This window comes from Acinetobacter sp. BD54 (assembly GCF_044778325.1).
Taxonomy (GTDB): Bacteria; Pseudomonadota; Gammaproteobacteria; order Pseudomonadales; family Moraxellaceae; genus Acinetobacter; species Acinetobacter baumannii.
In genome coordinates, this window is record NZ_JANJEP010000003.1 from 148,961 (window position 1) to 167,539 (window position 18,579).

An 18,579-nucleotide genomic window follows, 5' to 3' on the forward strand; every position below is an offset into this window, starting at 1 on the left:
CAAATACAAAACAGACAAAGGGTATAAAAAAACAGATAACTGTCATGTTAACAATTATCTGTTTAACTATTTAAAATCAGTATGTTAAATAAGTCACATTTTATGCCTGGGTCACATGAATACGTAATTCTTTAGGAAGACTAAAAGTAATATTTTCCTCACGTCCTTCTAATTCTTTAGGCGCCTGAGCTCCCCAATCTTGTAAACGTTGAATCACTTGCTTAATTAAAATTTCTGGGGCTGAAGCTCCTGCTGTAACACCAATTTTACAAGTATCATTGAACCATGATTGTTCAAGTTGATCTGCATTATCTACTAGATAAGCAGCTTTCCCCATACGCTCAGCAAGCTCACGTAAACGATTCGAATTTGACGAGTTAGGCGAGCCAACAACCAGCACAACATCACATTTTTCAGCTAAGTCACGTACTGCATCTTGTCTATTTTGTGTTGCATAACAGATGTCATCTTTACGCGGACCTTGAATATTCGGGAATTTCGCACGCAAAGCATCAATCACTTTTGCTGTATCATCAATAGATAAGGTCGTTTGCGTAACAAATGCTAATTTTTCCGGATGTCTAACCTCAAGTGCTGCCACATCAGCCTCATCTTCAACCAGATAAATATCGCCACCTTTTAATTTGTCATATTGTCCCATCGTACCTTCAACTTCTGGGTGCCCTTCATGACCAATTAAAATAGCTTCTGTCCCTTCGCGAGCATATTTAGTTACTTCAATATGTACTTTAGTCACCAATGGACAAGTCGCATCAAATACTTTTAAGCCTCGACGCTCTGCTTCTTGCTGAACTGCTTTTGAAACACCGTGCGCACTGAAAATTACAATAGAATCATCTGGCACTTGGTCCAGCTCATCAACGAAAACAGCCCCTCTTTGGCGTAAGTCATCTACCACAAATTTATTGTGTACAACTTCATGACGTACATAAATAGGAGGATTAAAACATTCCAAAGCCCGATTGACGATTGCTATGGCTCGATCAACACCGGCACAAAAACCACGCGGATTAGCTAACACAATTTCCATAACAGCCTCAAAATTAATAAAACAGGGGAACTTCTCGTAAATATTTGCAGTTAAAACTATTCAGTTTAAACGCACGGTACACTACAATAGCGAAGATATTTTATCATATCAGGAAAAATATCATGTCGGGTCTATTGTTTGTCGTTTCTGCTGCATCAGGAACGGGCAAAACATCTTTGGTGAAAGCCCTACTTGACCGTGTGAGCAATTTACATGTTTCAGTTTCGCATACTACCCGAGGTCAACGACCAGGTGAGTTAGATGGTGTTCACTATCACTTCACAACAAAAGATGAATTTTTAGACCAAGTAAACCAAGGTGGATTTATCGAATATGCTGAAGTATTTGGTAACTACTATGGCACTTCGCAAGCAACCGTAAAACAACAGTTAGCTCAAGGACATGATGTCTTGCTTGAAATTGACTGGCAAGGTGCAGAGCAAGTACGTAAGCTGTTTCCTGAATCTAAACAGATCTTTATTTTACCACCTACTCAATTCGATTTACGTCAACGTTTATCTAACCGTGGTACAGACTCTGTTGAAGTTATTGAACACCGCTTAAGCTGTGCTGTTGAAGACATGCAGCATTATGTAAATTTCGACTATATCATCATTAATGATGACTTTAATAAAGCCCTACATGAGCTTGAAGCCGTCATTACGGCAAATCGTTTAGTCTTATCTCAACAGGCAAAAAGACATCAAAATCTAATTCAAGACTTGATTACTCCACAACCAAAACAGGAATAACTTGAGTCTGGAACGAAAGCCTTTTATACTATTTAGTCTGTTCAAATTTACCATTCCAAAACGAGAACTTTTATGGCACGCGTCACCGTTGAAGATTGTTTAGATCATGTAGACAACCGTTTTGAGCTTGTGCTCGTTGCAAGTAAACGTGCTCGTCAATTGGCACGTCAAGGCATGGAGCCAACTGTAGAATGGGATAACGACAAACCAACAGTTGTTGCTTTACGTGAAATCGCTGTAGGTCACGTAACGAAAGAAATTCTTAAACAACGTGAGCAAGATTACCAAACTTCTAGTCTTGATCTTGCCCTTTCTACAAACAGCTTAAATTTAGAAGGTTTTTCTTTCTAATTACTCCTGTTTCTATAAAAAACCATCGTTTTTTTGCGATGGTTTTTTATTTGGCTTATGCATATTTAAAACATATTGGTAAAAGCAATTATTTTCATTGAAAAAAAAATACACTTTTTCAAACGAAAAAATTGACAAGTTCCGCAATATGCTTTTCATTAAGAAGTAGATAGATTTAGTTTTTTTAAGCAACAGAAAAAGGGTGGTCTATGCCAGGCGAAGAGGTCAGCCAAGCCAAGCAACAGCTCAAATTAATTATCGACCCTTACTTATCGGTAAGTGAAGTCGAAAAAGTGCTTGCTGCCTGCGATTTTGGAGATCTGGCACACACTGGTATTACCCGTAAAAGTGGTGAACCTTATATTCTGCATCCTATCGCGGTTAGCTGTATTTTAGCGAATATGCGTCTGGATCCTGAAACATTAATGGCTGCACTTTTACATGATGTCATTGAAGACACTCAATATACAAAAGACGATATTATTGAGCGATTTGGGCAAACAGTTGCAGAGCTTGTTGATGGCGTAACCAAATTAAGCCAGTCGAGCGATAAAGAATATAATAAAGCTGCTTCTTTTAGAAAAATTCTACAAGCTACTTTGCAAGATCCACGCGTCATTATTATTAAACTAGCTGATCGCTACCACAATATGACCACATTGGGCGCCTTACGGCCCGATAAGCGTGCTCGTATTGCTCAAGAAACCTTTGATATTTTCGTACCGATGGCAAGATTAGTCGGCATGAATGAAATGGCCGATAACCTTGAAAATTTATGTTATCAAAATCTCGATTTAGATATGTTTGATAACGTTCAAAATGCGTTGCTTCAAACCAAACCAGAGCGATGTAAATACCAAAGTATCTGGGAACAAAATCTTGCGGAGCTTCTCCACAATTATCATATTCAAGGTCGAATTAAAAAGAAAAATAATAATATTGAGCTCTTACGCCATTTCGTAAAAAATGAAATGGATTTACAAGAACTTACTCATAGCCATGCCTTTGAAATCGTTTTGCAATCCATTGCAGACTGCGATCGTTTAGTAGCAGCCTTAAAAGAAAATTTTCAGGTCATCCAATATCAAGATCATATCCGCCGCCCGTTACCAGGTGGCAATCAGTCATTAATGATCAAGCTTAAGGGTGAAAAAACTACCTTATCGCTCACTATTCAAACTGAGTTGATGCGTAAAGCTGCACGTTTCGGTGTAGTACTCGGCGAAAATGCCCCACAAACTTGCCGCTCTGCCATTCAAGCCTCCATGCAGAACCTAAATACACTCATTGATGGTGAATGTGCTAAAACGACTTTTAATGACTTACTTGATTATTTGCATCAAGAAAAAATTTGGGTTTACACACCACACGGCCAGTTACATGAGTTACCACAAGGTGCCACAGTAGTTGATTTTGCCTATTCAGCTAGTCTTTTCTTAGGCAACCATGCGGTAGGTGCGAAAGTTGATGGTGAAATTAAGCCACTTTCTACACCATTAGTTAGTGGGCAGGTTATTGAGATTATTACTGACGTTTTAGCAACGCCAAATCCAGATTGGCTGAGCTTCATTAACACTCAAAAAGCTCGCCGTGCTTTACAGCACGTACTCAAAGACCAAGATATTGAAGAACAACGTTTAGTTGGTGCCCAAGCACTTTCACGAGCTTTGAAACTCTTTAATCGTTCTATTAACGACCTTTCAGATGCAGATTGGTTGGATCTTTTACAATGGCGTCATATTGATAATAAAGATGCATTATTTGAGCAAATTGCTGTTGGAGATTTACTTCCTCAACTTGTAGCTAACCATTTGTTTGCAAATGACAAGCATCCTCGAGCAGAAAATTCAGATCGACTAATTCAAGGAACTGAAGGCATTGATGTTAAATATGCCCACTGTTGTAATCCTATTTTAGGCGATCCAATTCAAGGCCATTTAACACGACGTGGTTTAATTGTGCACCGTATTCGTTGTCATAATTTGCTTCATGAACAACATTTACACCCAGAAAACATTATGCCGCTTCAATGGAAAGCAGATGACGTAGATGATGTACGTTTTACTGCTTACCTTGCGATTTATATGGCAATGAATGATGAACAGGTATCAGACCTCATCTACCAATGTCGTAAAAATAATGCTGGGGTAGAAATGGTACATTCCAACGAACAGCGTACTTTCGTCAATATTGTAGTAAACAACCGTAAACATATTGCAAAAGTCATTCGTGATTTACGAATGCACTATGGCTTCCCACGTATTGAGCGTCTAGACGCCCCTGCTCCACAAATGGAAATTTCCAAAGTCAGCTAAAATTTGTTCTGCTTTACTAAAATCTAACTTCTAGAAGTACTTAATCAATTAAATCGATGATACTTTTGTCAAAACGTATCATCGATTATGATGAAAAAAGATTTAATCAAGGAGAACCAAATGTCCTGTCAAGTCATTCATACTGAAAATGCCCCTGCTGCCATCGGCACATATTCTCAAGCCATTTTAGTAGGTAACACACTATATCTATCAGGGCAAATTGGTTTAGATCCTTACAGTATGGAACTTGTAGACGGCATTGAAGCTCAAATCCGCCGTGTTTTTGATAACCTTAAAGCAGTATGTGAAGCTGCAGGCGGCACACTTGCAGATATTGCAAAGCTCAATATTTTTCTTACTGATTTATCTAATTTCCAACTCGTTAACCAAATTATGGGCGAATATTTTGCTCAACCATACCCAGCGCGTGCTGCACTTGGTGTAGCAAGCCTGCCTAAAGGGGCTTTAGTTGAAATGGATGGAATTGTTATTATTAATCAGTAAGATAAAATATTAACTAGAAATTATTTAGCTCTAAAATTAGATACCACCCCAGCTTAAAAAGCTGAGTAACTCTCAGATTTCCGCTTAGGTGGTATTTTTTTATCCAAAATCCCAATAACGATAAATGAGATTTTAAATGAATTTCATTGACAAACGATAATAATTATCAATAATATCAATTATCGCATTTATATTTGGGGATCACTCCCATGTACGTTTGCTTGTGTCGTGGCATTACCGATCAGGATATTAAAGACGCTATTGAAAATGGCGCTGAAAGCTATCGTGAAATTCGCGATTTGCTTGATCTTGGTACTTGCTGTGGACGCTGTGCACCAGAAGCACGTGCTATTATTAGTGAAGAATTAGCAGAAATTGCTGCTCGCATTTCTGTAGCTGCATAATAAAAATTAATATTTAACAAAAATTTATTGACTCCTCCACCGCTTTTTGCGGAACGTTAAATGTTCCTCATTGAAGCGGTTTTTTTTTGGAAGGAAATTCACATTTACCAATATTGTGTTGTTTTTGATTGCGATTTTCATTTGCTGTTCCATAAATTACTCGCCATATCCATGATTGTTCACTAAAATGAATTTATAGATTGCCTTAATTGAATTAAGGCAGAAATTGTTTTGGAGTAGCTACAATGAAAGGCAATCGTGATGTGATTAATCAGCTCAATCAAGTGCTGTATCATCATTTAACTGCAATTAATCAATACTTTTTACATTCTCGTATGTTTAATGATTGGGGAATTGAACAACTCGGTTCTGCCGAATATAAAGAATCAATTCGCCAAATGAAGCATGCTGACAAAATTATTGAGCGTATCTTATTTTTAGAAGGTCTCCCTAATCTTCAACACTTAGGTAAATTGTATATCGGTCAACATACAGAAGAAGTTCTGCAATGCGACATCCGTAAAGTAAAAGAAAATATTGAAGCAATTCAGAAAGCGGTCGCTTTAGCCGAAACCGAACAAGACTATGTAACGCGTGATTTGGTACAAGAAATCTTAGAAAAAGAGGAAGAATATTGGGATTGGTTAGATACTCAAATTGATCTTATTGGCAGTGTTGGTATCGAAAATTATATTCAAAGCCAAATGTAATGTCTCATAAAAAAATCCCCTTGCACTCAAGGGGATTTTTTTTATTTATCTTTTAACAACTCTGCCAAAGTTATTTGCTGTCGATAAAGATGCTGCAAAATAAATATTTGCTGCTCGGCCTGTTCTACTTTTCCATTATAGGCAAGTAGCTGGGCATATTTACGCAAGTTATAAGGCGTCGCTTTATTCTTCACAAAATTACCCCACACTGCTAAATCAGCATCAGATAAAGTAGTTTCAGGCTTCATCTCAATCCATTTTAGACGCTGCTCAAACTGCGTTAAAACAAAAATCTGATTACTTCCCAAAACCTCAGCATTTGGCTGTTTATTCTTAAACAACAAATTACTATTTGTGACATAGACATTATAGTCACGCCAAATTGCTAGCAGAAGTATTAAACTTATTCCCCAAATTAAACGAAGAACCTGCTTGTTGAGTACAATATCTTTGAGTACAGGTGTCTGTGCCTGAATTATGCCTAATAAGAAACCACAAGTAAGTAAGAAGTAAGCGTAGCGTTGAGGAAACTCTAACATGGCATGAATGAGTACGGTACACACCATCATAATTGCAATAATTGAGATAGTTTCTTTAGCCTGCTGGTTTAGCCAAAGGAACCAACATGCAAAGTAAGCAATAATGACTATACCTATTGGAATACCGTTCCAGATGATGAGATCTAATAAAATATTATGGGCACTGGTCGTCCACTCAGTTGTTGGAAAAAGAGCATAGGCTGACATTTGCGCCACACTGGTTTGGTTCCAACCATACCCTAACCAAGGATGCTGCTGTACAGCAAGTAGCATTTGGGTCCAGATATTAAAACGTAAATATCCAGAGCTTGCTCTTTCAACTAAACTACTTGCTTGGGTTACATCAGTGCTTAACCATGCTTCAATTAAACTAGTAGCAAATGGCAGAATCACGCCAGCTATTACAAAAAAACCAGCGCACCACAAGAACCCTTGAATAAAACCAAATCTTTTTTGTTTTCCAAATAGTTTAACTATCCAATAGATAAGTAAAAATGGAAAAACGACCCAAGACGTTCTTGATTGGCTTAAAGCGATCGTAAACAAGATAATGAGTGCTGAAGGGAAAAGTAACCAAACTGTTGCTTTATTCTTTTCATATAAAAATAGACAACCTAATAGCCCCATAATCAGAAAGGTTGCCATATTGTTAGGTTGACCAAAGTTGCCGTAAGGACGGTTACCAATTAAATGCAACATATGCACAAAATGAGACTCAATATTTAACCATTGGCATATCGCAATAAAGCTGGTCGCAATTGATACAATAATCAGTAATAAACTAAAGCCTGTAAAAATTTGATCTCGCTTTTGTTGATCTAGTGACAAGTTATAACCCGCCACAACCATAAACCAGAAGCCTAATAAGTAAAGTGAACTTAACAAAGCTGTACTAAAATCAAAAACTAGACCCAAAGCCCACTGCACCACTGGAACTAAAATAAATGGCAATAGCAATAATTGTGCACGTGGAATTTTAATATTTTGATAAAAAAGTGAAGCTAAGACACTTAAACCTGCCGCAAAAGTACTCATTTCACTAGAAAACATTACCCAAGGGTTATAGTGAAATGGTGATAGCCACGCAAAACCCAACAGGATGGCTGCGAGGAACAGAAAGAATACTTGCATAGTGACAGGTTGAGACTATTAGAAATTGGTGAGATTATACATGCAAATAAGAAAAGATAACTTTAGCAAATCAGAGGGGGGATTGGAATTAATTGATTAAATAGTCATGATTTCATTCTTACTTAAACGAGCTAACTAAAAAAAGCACCTTATTTAAGGTGCTTTTTTATAACATTTATTGTGGTGTTCCTACTGGACAAGCTTTGGCTGCAAATTTCTCATCAACATCAGTTACACATGTCCAAGTTCCATTTGCATCACGAGCTAACTGAACCTTTTTGCCTTTAATACCAGGATTGCCTGTCGCAAATGTTAAAGTGATAATGCCAGCTCCATTGTTTTTATCACCTAAAGCAATACTTCCTAATGTTGTATTAACAATACCTAAATCCTGTGGTCGCTCACCTCGAGTAGCAGCTACTGGTGGGTTCGCTGTTGGATCTCCTGCAGCTGGAGCCGTAGTACCGTCAGGGAATTCACCAAATTCCATTACATAACTTTCTAAACCAGATTTATTTGATGTAAGTGTTTGGACAGCTGCTGCTACATTAGAGCGACCCACATAATTTTGATATTGCGGAATCGCAATTGCTGCCAAGATACCGATAATGGCAACCACGATCATGAGTTCAATTAACGTAAAACCTTTTTGTGCATTCATAGCCTTTTTCCCCAAAGATTGTATGTATGTTTTTATATAAGCTTTTTCAGCTATCAAATATATTGCAGCAACCATGCCAACTTTTATTATTGTTAAAAAACATAAACTTACAATTTATTGTGTCTTATTTTAGTAGCTTAAGCTGTAATTAACTGACAAAAATTGTCACTAGGAATTTAGTAGGACTGAATCACCGATAAAAATTAATTTATTGCCTATTTCATTTTTTCAATATCGAATGTGATAAAAATCTCTATAAAAATAAACAAATAGGTGACATTTTTTGTCAGTCACCTTTTGAGCAAAAATTCTATAAACAGTTAAGTTTTTGAGTTAATCATTTAATTAATAATAATAGGTGCATTACCTATTTCATTTAATTGATCTGGCATATTTTCATCGTAAAAGCGTGACATCACTTCTCCAATTTGCTGAACTCCTGTAACTACAGCTTTCTGATATTGCTTTTGTTGAAGCTGCTCTACAATCGACTTACAAATCTGCTGCCATATTTGTTCAGTAGTTGCATTCCTAATCCCACGATCAAAGATGATTTCTACTGTACGTTCACACAAATTTAAATAGAGCAATACACCACTATTGAGCTCTGTATCCCAAACACCCAGTTCTGCAAATAATTGCTGGGCTCTTAAACGGGTATTTTGTCTATACGCTTGTGAACATGGGATATGGCCTTCTATGACAACCTGTATTTCGCCAACGTGTCCATGCTCTGCTTGTTGTACAGCCTCAGCAATAACTTGTTTGTCTTGTTTGGAGAAATATCTGCTACTTGCTGGTAAATAACAAAAATGCTTAAACCAACGTTTTAAACTGGGCTCTACAGATTCCTCAATTTTTGGCTGAGTAATAATTTGGGTTGTTTCTGATGTTGTTACCATGAGCCTGAAGCACCTCCACCGCCAAAACGTCCACCACCGCCGCCGTAGCCTCCGCCACCACCGCCAAAGCCTCCTCCGCGTCCACCGCCACCAGCTCCACTCAGAATAGCCTGTAAAATCAATTGAGCAATTGAAGTTATGAGTAAAAAGAAAATACCAAAACCTAGTAGTAAACTCATTACTATGCCAGCACCATTTACGAAACCAGCTACCGCTGCCGCAACTCCTGCTGTTGACGCGCTAAGTGGTCGACCGACAATAAATGATCCCACAACCCCAGCAACAAGAATAAATAAAGCCATTGTAAGCGTTGTTTGTTTGGCTTGTTGTTCTTCGGCAGCTTGATGTTGGCGTTCTTTTAAATCTTGAGCAGCTTGCTGAGCAACTTCCGGATCTAAATTTAAAATTCTTCCAATTTCATCAAGTCCTGCATTTAGTCCTTGAGCATATTGGGCTTGTTTAAAATAAGGGGTAATTTGATTTCGAATAATTCGACTTGCAACAATATCAGGTAATACCCCTTCTAAACCGTATCCAGTTAGAATCTGTATTCTATGGTCATTAATTGCAACTGCGATAAGTAAGCCATTATCTCGTTTACTCGAACCGAGTTGCCATTTTTCACCTACTCGCAAAGCATAATCAAAAATATCTTCTTGACCTGTAGTTGGTACAATCACAATACCTATTTGTGCTTTACCTTGCTGGTACAGATTTAAGATTTTCTGGCTAAGCTGTTGTTTTTCGGTTTCACTCAAAACGTTAGCTTGATCAATGACCGGTTGATTTAATGTTGGTAAACCGCGAATTGATTCACCATCAGCCATATCATTTGCAACTTGCGTTTGAGGTGTGACACTCGAAGCTGCCTGAGAATTTATTTGAGGCTTAGATGCTTGAGCTTGCTGCTGTTGAATAATTTTGCCTGCCACTACCGTATCCGTTTCATCGGTAGCAGTGGCAATATTATTCTCACTCCAAGCCGCATTCTGAAACAGAACACCACAGCAGAGAACAATTAAGGTAATAACGAATACCCTAATTTGCTTAGACTGAAGCAATATAGTATTTCTCATGCGGCACTCCTTTGATTTAAATTAATCAAAAGAAACTTTTGGAGCCTGCTGAGCAGATGCTTCTGCAGAGAAATTGGCTTTAGGATGCATGCCAATCACTTTTGCTGTTACTGCTTGTGGGAACTGACGAACATAAGCGTTATAGTCCTGAACAGTTGTAATATAACGATTACGGGCAACAGCAATTCGGTTTTCTGTTCCCTCAAGCTGAACTTGCAATTCTTGGAATTGGGTATTGGCTTTTAAATCTGGGTAATTTTCTGAAACGGCAATAAGTCGAGATAATGCCCCAGTTAACTGGCTTTGTGCCTGTTGATATTTTTCAAGTAATGCTGGATCTTCTAATACTTCTTTATCAACCTTCAAGCCTGCAACATTGGCACGTGCTTGGGTAACTTCTGTTAAAACCTGTTCTTCATGTTTAGCATAACCTTTTACAACATTTACCAAATTTGGAACTAGATCGGCACGACGTTGATATTGGTTTTGTACTTCAGACCAAGCCGCTGTTACAGCTTCATCTTTAACCTGTAAAGTATTATAGCCACAGCCTGAAAATAATAGGGTACTGGCAAGTGTTGTCGCGATAGCAAGTTGTTTAAACGTTTTCATCGTCACATTATCCTCAAGTTTTTCTTTATATTTTTAACCACTTTTCCCGATTGTATGACGATTTTGGCATTATTGTGTTGCTTTTATTTTATAGATTTAAAAAAAACGGATTTTTAAATCCGGTTTTTTATTAGCTTGGTCTTGGATTTTTTTCCTCTTGGAAACTTGTCATTTGATATTCATCAGCCAAATAACTTTTCCAATAATCGACCATATGACTATAATCTTTTTGACTCGGGTGGAAGTCCTTTTTGTAATAAGCAAAATATTCAGGAGTTAGCTGTATAAGCATTTTAGCAAGCAAATATAGCCCAAATAAGTTACCTCCGATTTTAGGCAAGCTCTTCCATTTATCTTGCCAAAATAAACGCGTTGTCCCATAAAAAGCAAGACTTGCAAACCCTGTAGTGACACTCCGCATGAGTAAACGACGAATACGGTCATCACCATATACCTGTTGATAGACATCGAATGCAACTGAACGATGCTCAATTTCTTCTATAGCATGCCAAACCCAAAGCTTTAGCGCATCTTGATCCAAAGTTTTTAGAAGTTCTGGATGCTGTAAAATATATCCCCCCAGCAAAGCCGTAAAATGTTCAAATGCACATGTCAGTGCTAGCTGCAGCTTAGGAGAAATTGTTCTTAAATACTTGTCACGCTCATTCAACCAGTTCTGAAAGCGATCCAGATTATAGTCATCACGACGCCAAGCCTCATTGAACTCTCCATGTGCTTTCGAATGCATTGCTTCTTGCCCAATAAAAGCTGCAATTTGTGCCTGCAATTGAGGGTTGGAAACTTTGTCACGTACATTACGCACGCTATTTACAAAAAACTGTTCTCCTACGGGAAATGTTGAAGAGAGTGCAGTTAAAAAATGAGACATTAAAGGCGAATTTGCAAAATAATAGCGTTTGATAGCTTGAGGATTAAACTCAAGGCGACGCACAGTAATACCCAACGCTTTTCGACGATTTAAATATGATTTTTCTGCCGTCATACCTGCGATATTCATATTCAACACCTATTGTATTGAAGAAGGAAGCTTTGAGTATCTCTTGCGACTAAGGGGCTAAACAGGGCAAAAAAGCTTATTGTATTTGCCAAAAGCATCAAACTGACTAATGGTAAAAAAATAAAGCCTGCATATCGCAGGCTTTATCAAAAACTTTAATAATGATTTTTTAGATTAAACACCAAGGTAATCTAAAATACCTTCAGCAGCTTGGCGACCTTCCCAGATTGCTGTAACTACAAGGTCTGAACCACGTACCATATCACCACCAGCAAAGATTTTTGGGTTTGAAGTCTGGAATTTAAATTCCTGCTGTTCAGGTGCAACAACACGACCAGAACCATCAAGATTAATATTCACACTACCAAACCAGTCAGCAGGGCTTGGACGGAAACCGAACGCTAGCAAAACTGCATCAGCAGGTAAAACTTCTTCAGAACCCGGAATTGGCTCAGGGCTACGGCGGCCACGACTATCTGGTTCACCCATTTGTGTCGTTACCACTTTTACGCCTGTCACTTTGCCATTTTCACCAACAATCTCGATTGGTTGACGGTTAAATAAGAACTTTACGCCTTCTTCATACGCATTTTTTACTTCACGTGCAGAACCCGGCATATTACTTTCATCACGGCGGTATGCACATGTTACATCGTGGGCACCTTGACGTAATGAAGTACGGTTACAGTCCATTGCGGTATCACCACCACCAAGAACAATAACTTTCTTACCATCCATGCTAATGTATTCACTTGGGTCCTTTTCCCATCCCTGACAGCGGTTCACGTTAGAGATTAAGAAATCAAGCGCATCATAAACACCGTCAAGATCTTCACCAGGGAAACCACCTTTCATGTAGGTATAAGTTCCCATCCCCATGAATACTGCATCATATTCAGCAAGTAATTCATCAATCGTGACGTCTTTACCAATTTCAGTATTTAAGCGGAATTCAATGCCCATCCCAGTGAAAATTTCACGGCGGCGCTTCATCACATCTTTTTCCATTTTGAATTCTGGAATACCAAATGTTAGTAAGCCACCAATCTCAGGACGCTTGTCAAATACCACCGGTTTAACACCGCCACGAGCTAAAATGTCGGCACAGCCTAGGCCTGCTGGGCCCGCACCAATGATTGCAACTTTTTTACCTGTCCACTTCACATGTGACATATCTGGGCGCCAACCCAAAGCAAAAGCCGTGTCATTGATATATTTTTCAGCATTACCAATGGTTACTGCACCAAAGCCATCATTTAAGGTACAAGCACCTTCACACAAACGGTCCTGCGGACATACGCGACCACATACCTCAGGTAAAGTATTTGTTTGATGGCAAAGCTCAGCAGCCTGGAAAATTTGGCCTTCAGCAATGAGTTTTAGCCAGTTTGGAATGTAGTTATGTACAGGACATTTCCATTCGCAATATGGGTTACCACAACCTAAACAACGGTGCGTCTGATTGGTTACAGTTTCCGATGTAAAAGGCTTATAAATTTCCACAAACTCTGCTTTGCGGACAGTAATATCTTTTTTCTCTGGATCTTGACGTGGTACATCCAGAAATTGAAAGTCATTATTTAGGCGTTCTGCCATGTCTCTCTCCGTGGGTAGGCGCGGATTTCCTTGTTGCCCGCACCTGCCTATGTCTTTGCAGTCGTGGAATTATTGTGGGTCAGCTTGTGTTGTTTTCAAAAGCGTTTGCAAGTTAGCAGCTTTTGGTTTCACAAGCCAGAATTTACGGCTGTAGAAGTCAAACTCGTTGCGGATTTTGTAAGCCCAAGCACTACCTGTTTCCTTGATGTGCTCGTCAATAATACGCAATAAGAATTCTTTATGATCTTCCATAGATTCTGTTGAAATACGGGTTAAGTCAATTAACTCGTGGTTGTAGTAATCTACAAAGTCATTATCGAGGTCAAGCACGTAAGCAAAACCGCCTGTCATACCTGCACCGAAGTTATGACCCACTTTTCCAAGCACAGTCACAACACCACCAGTCATATATTCACAGCAGTGATCACCTGCACCTTCAATAACAGCAAACGCACCAGAGTTACGAACCGCGAAACGCTCACCTGCTGTACCTGCCGCAAATAACTTACCGCCAGTTGCGCCATACAAACAAGTATTACCAATAATTGCTGTATTTTGTGTCTGGAAAGGTGAACCTTTTGGTGGGAAGATCGAAATACGACCACCAGCCATACCTTTACCTACATAGTCATTTGCATCACCTTCAAGACGGATGTGCAAACCACCAGCATTCCAAACACCAAGTGACTGACCAGCAGTACCTGTTAGGTTCATTACAACCGGATGTGCTTCCATACCCAAGTTGCCATAGCGACGAGCAATCTCACCCGATACACGTGCACCAATTGAACGGTCACAGTTCACGACATTAAAGTTGAATTGACCACCAGCGCTTGACTCAATTGCAGGAAGCATTTCTTCAACCATTCTTTCAGCCAATACGCCCTTGTCAAACGGTGCATTACCTTCTACTTCACAATACTGCGCTTTACCTTCAGCAGCAGGATGAGAAGTTAACAATGCACTTAAATCAAGATGAGCATGTTTCTCTGTTTCACCCGGTAAGACTTCAAGTAAATCTACACGACCAATCAAGTCTTTAAGTGAAGCTACACCAAGAGCCGCCAACCATTCACGAGTTTCTTCTGCAATAAAGTGGAAGAAATTAATGAGCATTTGTGGTTCGCCAATATAGTGCTCTTGACGTAAATGATCTTGTTGAGTTGCAACACCAGTCGCACAGTTGTTTAAGTGGCAAATACGTAGGTATTTACAACCTAATGCGATCATTGGTGTAGAACCAAAACCGAAACTTTCAGCACCTAAAATAGCTGCCTTAATAACATCAAGACCAGTCTTTAAACCACCGTCAGTTTGTACACGTACTTTGCCACGCAAGTCATTTACACGAAGTGCCTGATGCGCTTCACTCAAGCCAAGCTCCCATGGCGAACCTGCATGGTGAATTGATGAAAGCGGAGACGCAGCAGTACCACCGTCATAACCTGAAATGGTAATAAAGTCTGCATATGCTTTAGCAACACCTGCAGCAATCGTACCTACACCCGGCTCAGATACTAACTTCACAGATACCATGGCTTTCGGGTTAACTTGTTTCAAGTCAAAAATCAGTTGCGACAAATCTTCAATTGAGTAAATGTCATGATGCGGTGGAGGTGAAATAAGTGTCACACCCGGAACAGAGTAACGTAAACGTGCAATCAAGCCATTCACTTTACCACCTGGCAACTGACCACCTTCACCCGGTTTTGCACCTTGAGCAACTTTAATTTGCAAGACTTCAGCAGAAGTTAAATATGCAGGTGTTACACCAAAACGACCAGATGCAATTTGCTTGATTTTGGAGTTACGAATTGTGCCGTAACGCGCAGGATCTTCACCACCCTCACCAGAGTTTGAACGACCACCAATGGTATTCATTGCAATTGCAATTGCTTCATGGGCTTCTGGAGAAAGCGCGCCTAATGACATACCTGCCGAGTCGAAACGAGGTAAGATAGCTTCAACCGATTCAACTTGCTCAACTGGAATTGGATTGGTTGTTTTTAACTTAAATAAGTCACGAATAGTCGCGATCGGACGGTTATTCACTAACTCGGCATATTCTTTAAAGTCTTCGTATTTGCCAGAACGAACTGCCTTATGTAGCGAGTTAATCACGTCTGGGTTAAACGCGTGGTATTCTTTACCAAATACGAATTTCAGCAAACCACCTTGATCAATTGGTTTACGGTTAGACCAAGCTGTAGCCGCTAATTTTTTCTGGTCATTTTCAAGATCAACAAATGTTGCACCTTGGATACGACTAGGAACACCTAAGAAACATTGATCTACAACTTCAGAAGATAAACCAACTGCTTCAAATAACTGACCACCACGGTAAGAAGCTACTGTCGAGATACCCATCTTTGAAAGAACTTTTAATAAGCCTTTCTCGATACCTTTACGGAAGTTTGCCTGTGCATGGATTGGATCACCTAAAAGCTCACCTTTAGCAATCAAATCATTGATTACATCATATGCAAGGTATGGGTAAATGGCAGTAGCACCAAAACCGAGTAACACCGCAAATTGATGTGGATCACGTGCAAAACCGGTTTCAACCATAATGTTTGCATCAGTACGCAAACCAGTTTTTATGAGGTGATGGTGTACCGCACCTGTCGCAAGCGCAGCATTTGCAGGCAAATAACCTTGACGAATGTTTTTATCAGTTAAAACAATTAAGGTCTTACCATCACGAACCGCTTGTGCAGATTCTTCACAAATACGAGTAATCGCAGCTTGTAAACCTTCGGTTTCAGCATAGTTCAGATCAATATCAACCGCCTCATAACCCGCACGTTCAATGCTACGAATTTGCTGCATTTTTGAATTTGATAAAACCGGGCTAGAGATGATGATACGATCAGCATGTTCAGGGCCTTGTTCGAATACGTTCTGCTCACGACCCAAACAGGTTTCAAGTGACATAACAATTGACTCACGTAATGGGTCGATTGGTGGGTTTGTCACCTGTGCAAACTGTTGACGGAAGTAATCGGTCACATGACGTACTTGACGAGACAATACAGCCATTGGTGTATCGTCACCCATAGAACCCACAGCTTCCTGGCCGCTCTCAGCGATTGGACGTAACAACTGATCGCGCTCTTCAAATGTCACCATAAACATTTTTTGAGCCGCTTTTAATGCATCGCCAGTTAAACCTTTATCAACAAGTTGTTCTTCAAGTTCCGGGTTTGCATTTAAGCGAATCGCATGGTCACGCAACCACTCACGGTACGGACGCATGTTTTTCAAGTGATTGCTAACATCTTTAGTATCAAGCACTTTACCTGTAAGGGTATCAACAACCAAGATTTGACCAGGACCTACACGACCTTTTGATACTACATCTTCTGGCTCATAGCCCCAAACACCAATTTCAGATGCCAAGGTAATGTAATCATTTTTGGTAATAACCCAACGCGCAGGACGTAAACCATTACGGTCAAGCATACAAATCGCATGACGACCATCTTGAATAACGAGGCCTGCCGGACCATCCCAAGCTTCCATATGTTTAGAGTTGAACTCATAGAATGCACGCAAGTCTGCATCTAAAGTTTCAACGTTCTGCCAAGCTGGTGGCACGAGCATACGTAAAGCACGGAATAAATCCATACCGCCGCCCACCAGAATCTCAAGCATATTATCTAAACTTGAAGAGTCCGAACCTGTACGGTTTACAATCGGGTTAAGCTCAGTCAAACCTGGTAATAATGGGTTTTCAAATTTAGGAGTACGCGCTAATGCCCAGTTACGGTTTGCTGTAATTGTGTTGATTTCACCATTATGTGCAAGATAACGGAATGGCTGAGCTAATGGCCAACGCGGTAATGTATTTGTAGAGAAACGTTGGTGGAATACCACGATATGTGATTTTAAACGCTCATCTGCCAAGTCTGTATAAAACTCGGCAATCGCCGCAGGCATCATTAAGCCTTTATAGCTAATAACTGTTGAGCAAAGCGTAGTCACGTAAAATAATGGATCATTTTGGAGTTGTTGTTCCGCACGGCGACGCGCCAAGAATAACTTACGGTTAAATTCAACCTCAGTTACGCCCATTGGACAGTTCACAATGACTTGCTCAAAAGCAGGTAAAGATTGAAGCGCGATTTCACCCAATGCATCGTTGTTTGTTGGAACGATACGCCAAGCAAGTACACGTAAACCTTCTGACTCAATTTCTTTCGTTAAAATATTTTTAGAGTGCTGTGCTAATGCTGGATCAATATTTAAAAATACCGTACCCACAGCAAAAATTTCACTCAGTGTAATATCACTCAGTTTTTTTGCTTCATCACGGAAAAATTGCTTTGGCATCGCCAATAATAAGCCGCAACCATCTCCCGTCTTGCCATCTGCGGCAATACCACCACGGTGCGTCATGCAACTTAAACTGTGAATCGCGGTTTCTACTAGATGATGACTTGATTCACCCTTCATATGGGCAATCAGTCCAAAACCACAGTTATCCTTAAACTCATCAGGCTGATATAAACCTTGAGCGGGAGCTACAGTATTAGGCGATGGCATGTGCATAGCGTACCCTTCTTTCAATAAGGCTCTTTCGAGCGTCAAACAAACAACTTCTTTTTGCGATAGTGCCTATCGACGATAGTTAGCTCAATGTTTCGCAAAAAAAAATTTTGGGCGGATAAGCCAATATACGCTGTTCCATTTTTACGTACACTGGTTTTTGCTAGAAAAATGTTTTGACTTATTTCGCACTCTTTTAAAGCAGTTCGACCCCACGACTCTGCATAGAATTCACTTCTTAGAGGCTAAAATAGTTTGCAGCACATTAATAAGCACAACAATAAAGCAAAAAGTGTGCCAAAATAGAAAAATAGACCTAAATCTTTATATTTATTATAAATATAATTATTTTATTCACGTTATCATGTTAAAAAATGACTAAATATGCACCACATCTGGTCAAAAAAAT

15 protein-coding genes and 1 pseudogene are annotated in these 18,579 nt (G+C 39.5%); 7 read left to right on the top strand and 9 right to left on the bottom strand.

What is annotated here, in order from left to right:
- Positions 1-100: 100 nt before the first annotated feature.
- Entirely contained in the window at positions 101-1,051 is a 951-nt protein-coding gene (ispH, locus tag NQ782_RS05940; protein WP_000407064.1) for a 4-hydroxy-3-methylbut-2-enyl diphosphate reductase, read from the bottom strand.
- Positions 1,052-1,173: 122 nt separating this feature from the next.
- Here ispH and gmk point away from each other — a divergent pair, with 122 nt between their 5' ends.
- The 7 genes and pseudogenes from gmk (at position 1,174) to bfr (ending at position 6,087) form a co-directional block, all read left to right on the top strand.
- A complete protein-coding gene (gene gmk / locus NQ782_RS05945; RefSeq protein WP_000015937.1) occupies positions 1,174-1,803 on the top strand; it encodes a guanylate kinase in 630 nt (209 codons plus the stop codon).
- Positions 1,804-1,875: 72 nt separating this feature from the next.
- Positions 1,876-2,154: a DNA-directed RNA polymerase subunit omega gene (gene rpoZ / locus NQ782_RS05950; RefSeq protein ID WP_000135049.1), complete on the top strand. Its 279-nt coding sequence runs from the start codon at positions 1,876-1,878 to the stop codon at positions 2,152-2,154.
- Between the two features lie 38 nt (positions 2,155-2,192).
- Positions 2,193-2,323 (top strand): annotated as a pseudogene (locus tag NQ782_RS05955) (hypothetical protein).
- A 40-nt stretch (positions 2,324-2,363) separates the two neighbouring features.
- Positions 2,364-4,469, top strand: coding sequence for a bifunctional (p)ppGpp synthetase/guanosine-3',5'-bis(diphosphate) 3'-pyrophosphohydrolase (locus NQ782_RS05960; RefSeq protein ID WP_001117590.1), 2,106 nt, complete (start codon positions 2,364-2,366; stop codon positions 4,467-4,469).
- A gap of 120 nt (positions 4,470-4,589) precedes the next feature.
- Entirely contained in the window at positions 4,590-4,973 is a 384-nt protein-coding gene (locus NQ782_RS05965) for a RidA family protein (RefSeq protein WP_057093630.1), read from the top strand.
- 209 nt (positions 4,974-5,182) lie between these two features.
- Positions 5,183-5,377 (top strand): bacterioferritin-associated ferredoxin, encoded by a 195-nt coding sequence (locus NQ782_RS05970; protein WP_000289091.1) that lies wholly within the window; start codon positions 5,183-5,185, stop codon positions 5,375-5,377.
- 245 nt (positions 5,378-5,622) lie between these two features.
- Positions 5,623-6,087 (top strand): bacterioferritin, encoded by a 465-nt coding sequence (gene bfr / locus NQ782_RS05975; RefSeq protein ID WP_000678123.1) that lies wholly within the window; start codon positions 5,623-5,625, stop codon positions 6,085-6,087.
- Positions 6,088-6,128: 41 nt separating this feature from the next.
- On the opposite strand, the gene NQ782_RS05980 is transcribed toward bfr, so the two are convergent.
- From NQ782_RS05980 to gltB, 8 genes are all read right to left on the bottom strand, one after another.
- On the bottom strand, positions 6,129-7,757 hold the full coding sequence (locus NQ782_RS05980) for a PglL family O-oligosaccharyltransferase (RefSeq protein ID WP_002015646.1): 1,629 nt from the start codon (positions 7,755-7,757) through the stop codon (positions 6,129-6,131).
- Between the two features lie 175 nt (positions 7,758-7,932).
- Positions 7,933-8,418 (bottom strand): pilin, encoded by a 486-nt coding sequence (locus NQ782_RS05985; RefSeq protein WP_000993726.1) that lies wholly within the window; start codon positions 8,416-8,418, stop codon positions 7,933-7,935.
- Positions 8,419-8,759: 341 nt separating this feature from the next.
- Positions 8,760-9,320 (bottom strand): TPM domain-containing protein, encoded by a 561-nt coding sequence (locus tag NQ782_RS05990; RefSeq protein WP_000258950.1) that lies wholly within the window; start codon positions 9,318-9,320, stop codon positions 8,760-8,762.
- Positions 9,314-10,396 (bottom strand): YgcG family protein, encoded by a 1,083-nt coding sequence (locus NQ782_RS05995; protein WP_001246384.1) that lies wholly within the window; start codon positions 10,394-10,396, stop codon positions 9,314-9,316. The genes NQ782_RS05990 and NQ782_RS05995 overlap by 7 nt, the downstream gene beginning before the upstream one ends.
- A 21-nt stretch (positions 10,397-10,417) precedes the next feature.
- Positions 10,418-11,008: a LemA family protein gene (locus NQ782_RS06000; RefSeq protein ID WP_000846931.1), complete on the bottom strand. Its 591-nt coding sequence runs from the start codon at positions 11,006-11,008 to the stop codon at positions 10,418-10,420.
- Positions 11,009-11,138: 130 nt separating this feature from the next.
- A complete protein-coding gene (locus NQ782_RS06005; RefSeq protein ID WP_001017328.1) occupies positions 11,139-12,026 on the bottom strand; it encodes a metal-dependent hydrolase in 888 nt (295 codons plus the stop codon).
- Positions 12,027-12,200: 174 nt separating this feature from the next.
- The gene (locus tag NQ782_RS06010) at positions 12,201-13,622 is read right to left on the bottom strand and encodes an FAD-dependent oxidoreductase (RefSeq protein WP_000840834.1); all 1,422 of its coding nucleotides are present in this window, start codon (positions 13,620-13,622) and stop codon (positions 12,201-12,203) included.
- A 69-nt stretch (positions 13,623-13,691) separates the two neighbouring features.
- A complete protein-coding gene (gene gltB / locus NQ782_RS06015) occupies positions 13,692-18,167 on the bottom strand; it encodes a glutamate synthase large subunit (protein ID WP_001139945.1) in 4,476 nt (1,491 codons plus the stop codon).
- Positions 18,168-18,579 lie beyond the last annotated feature (412 nt).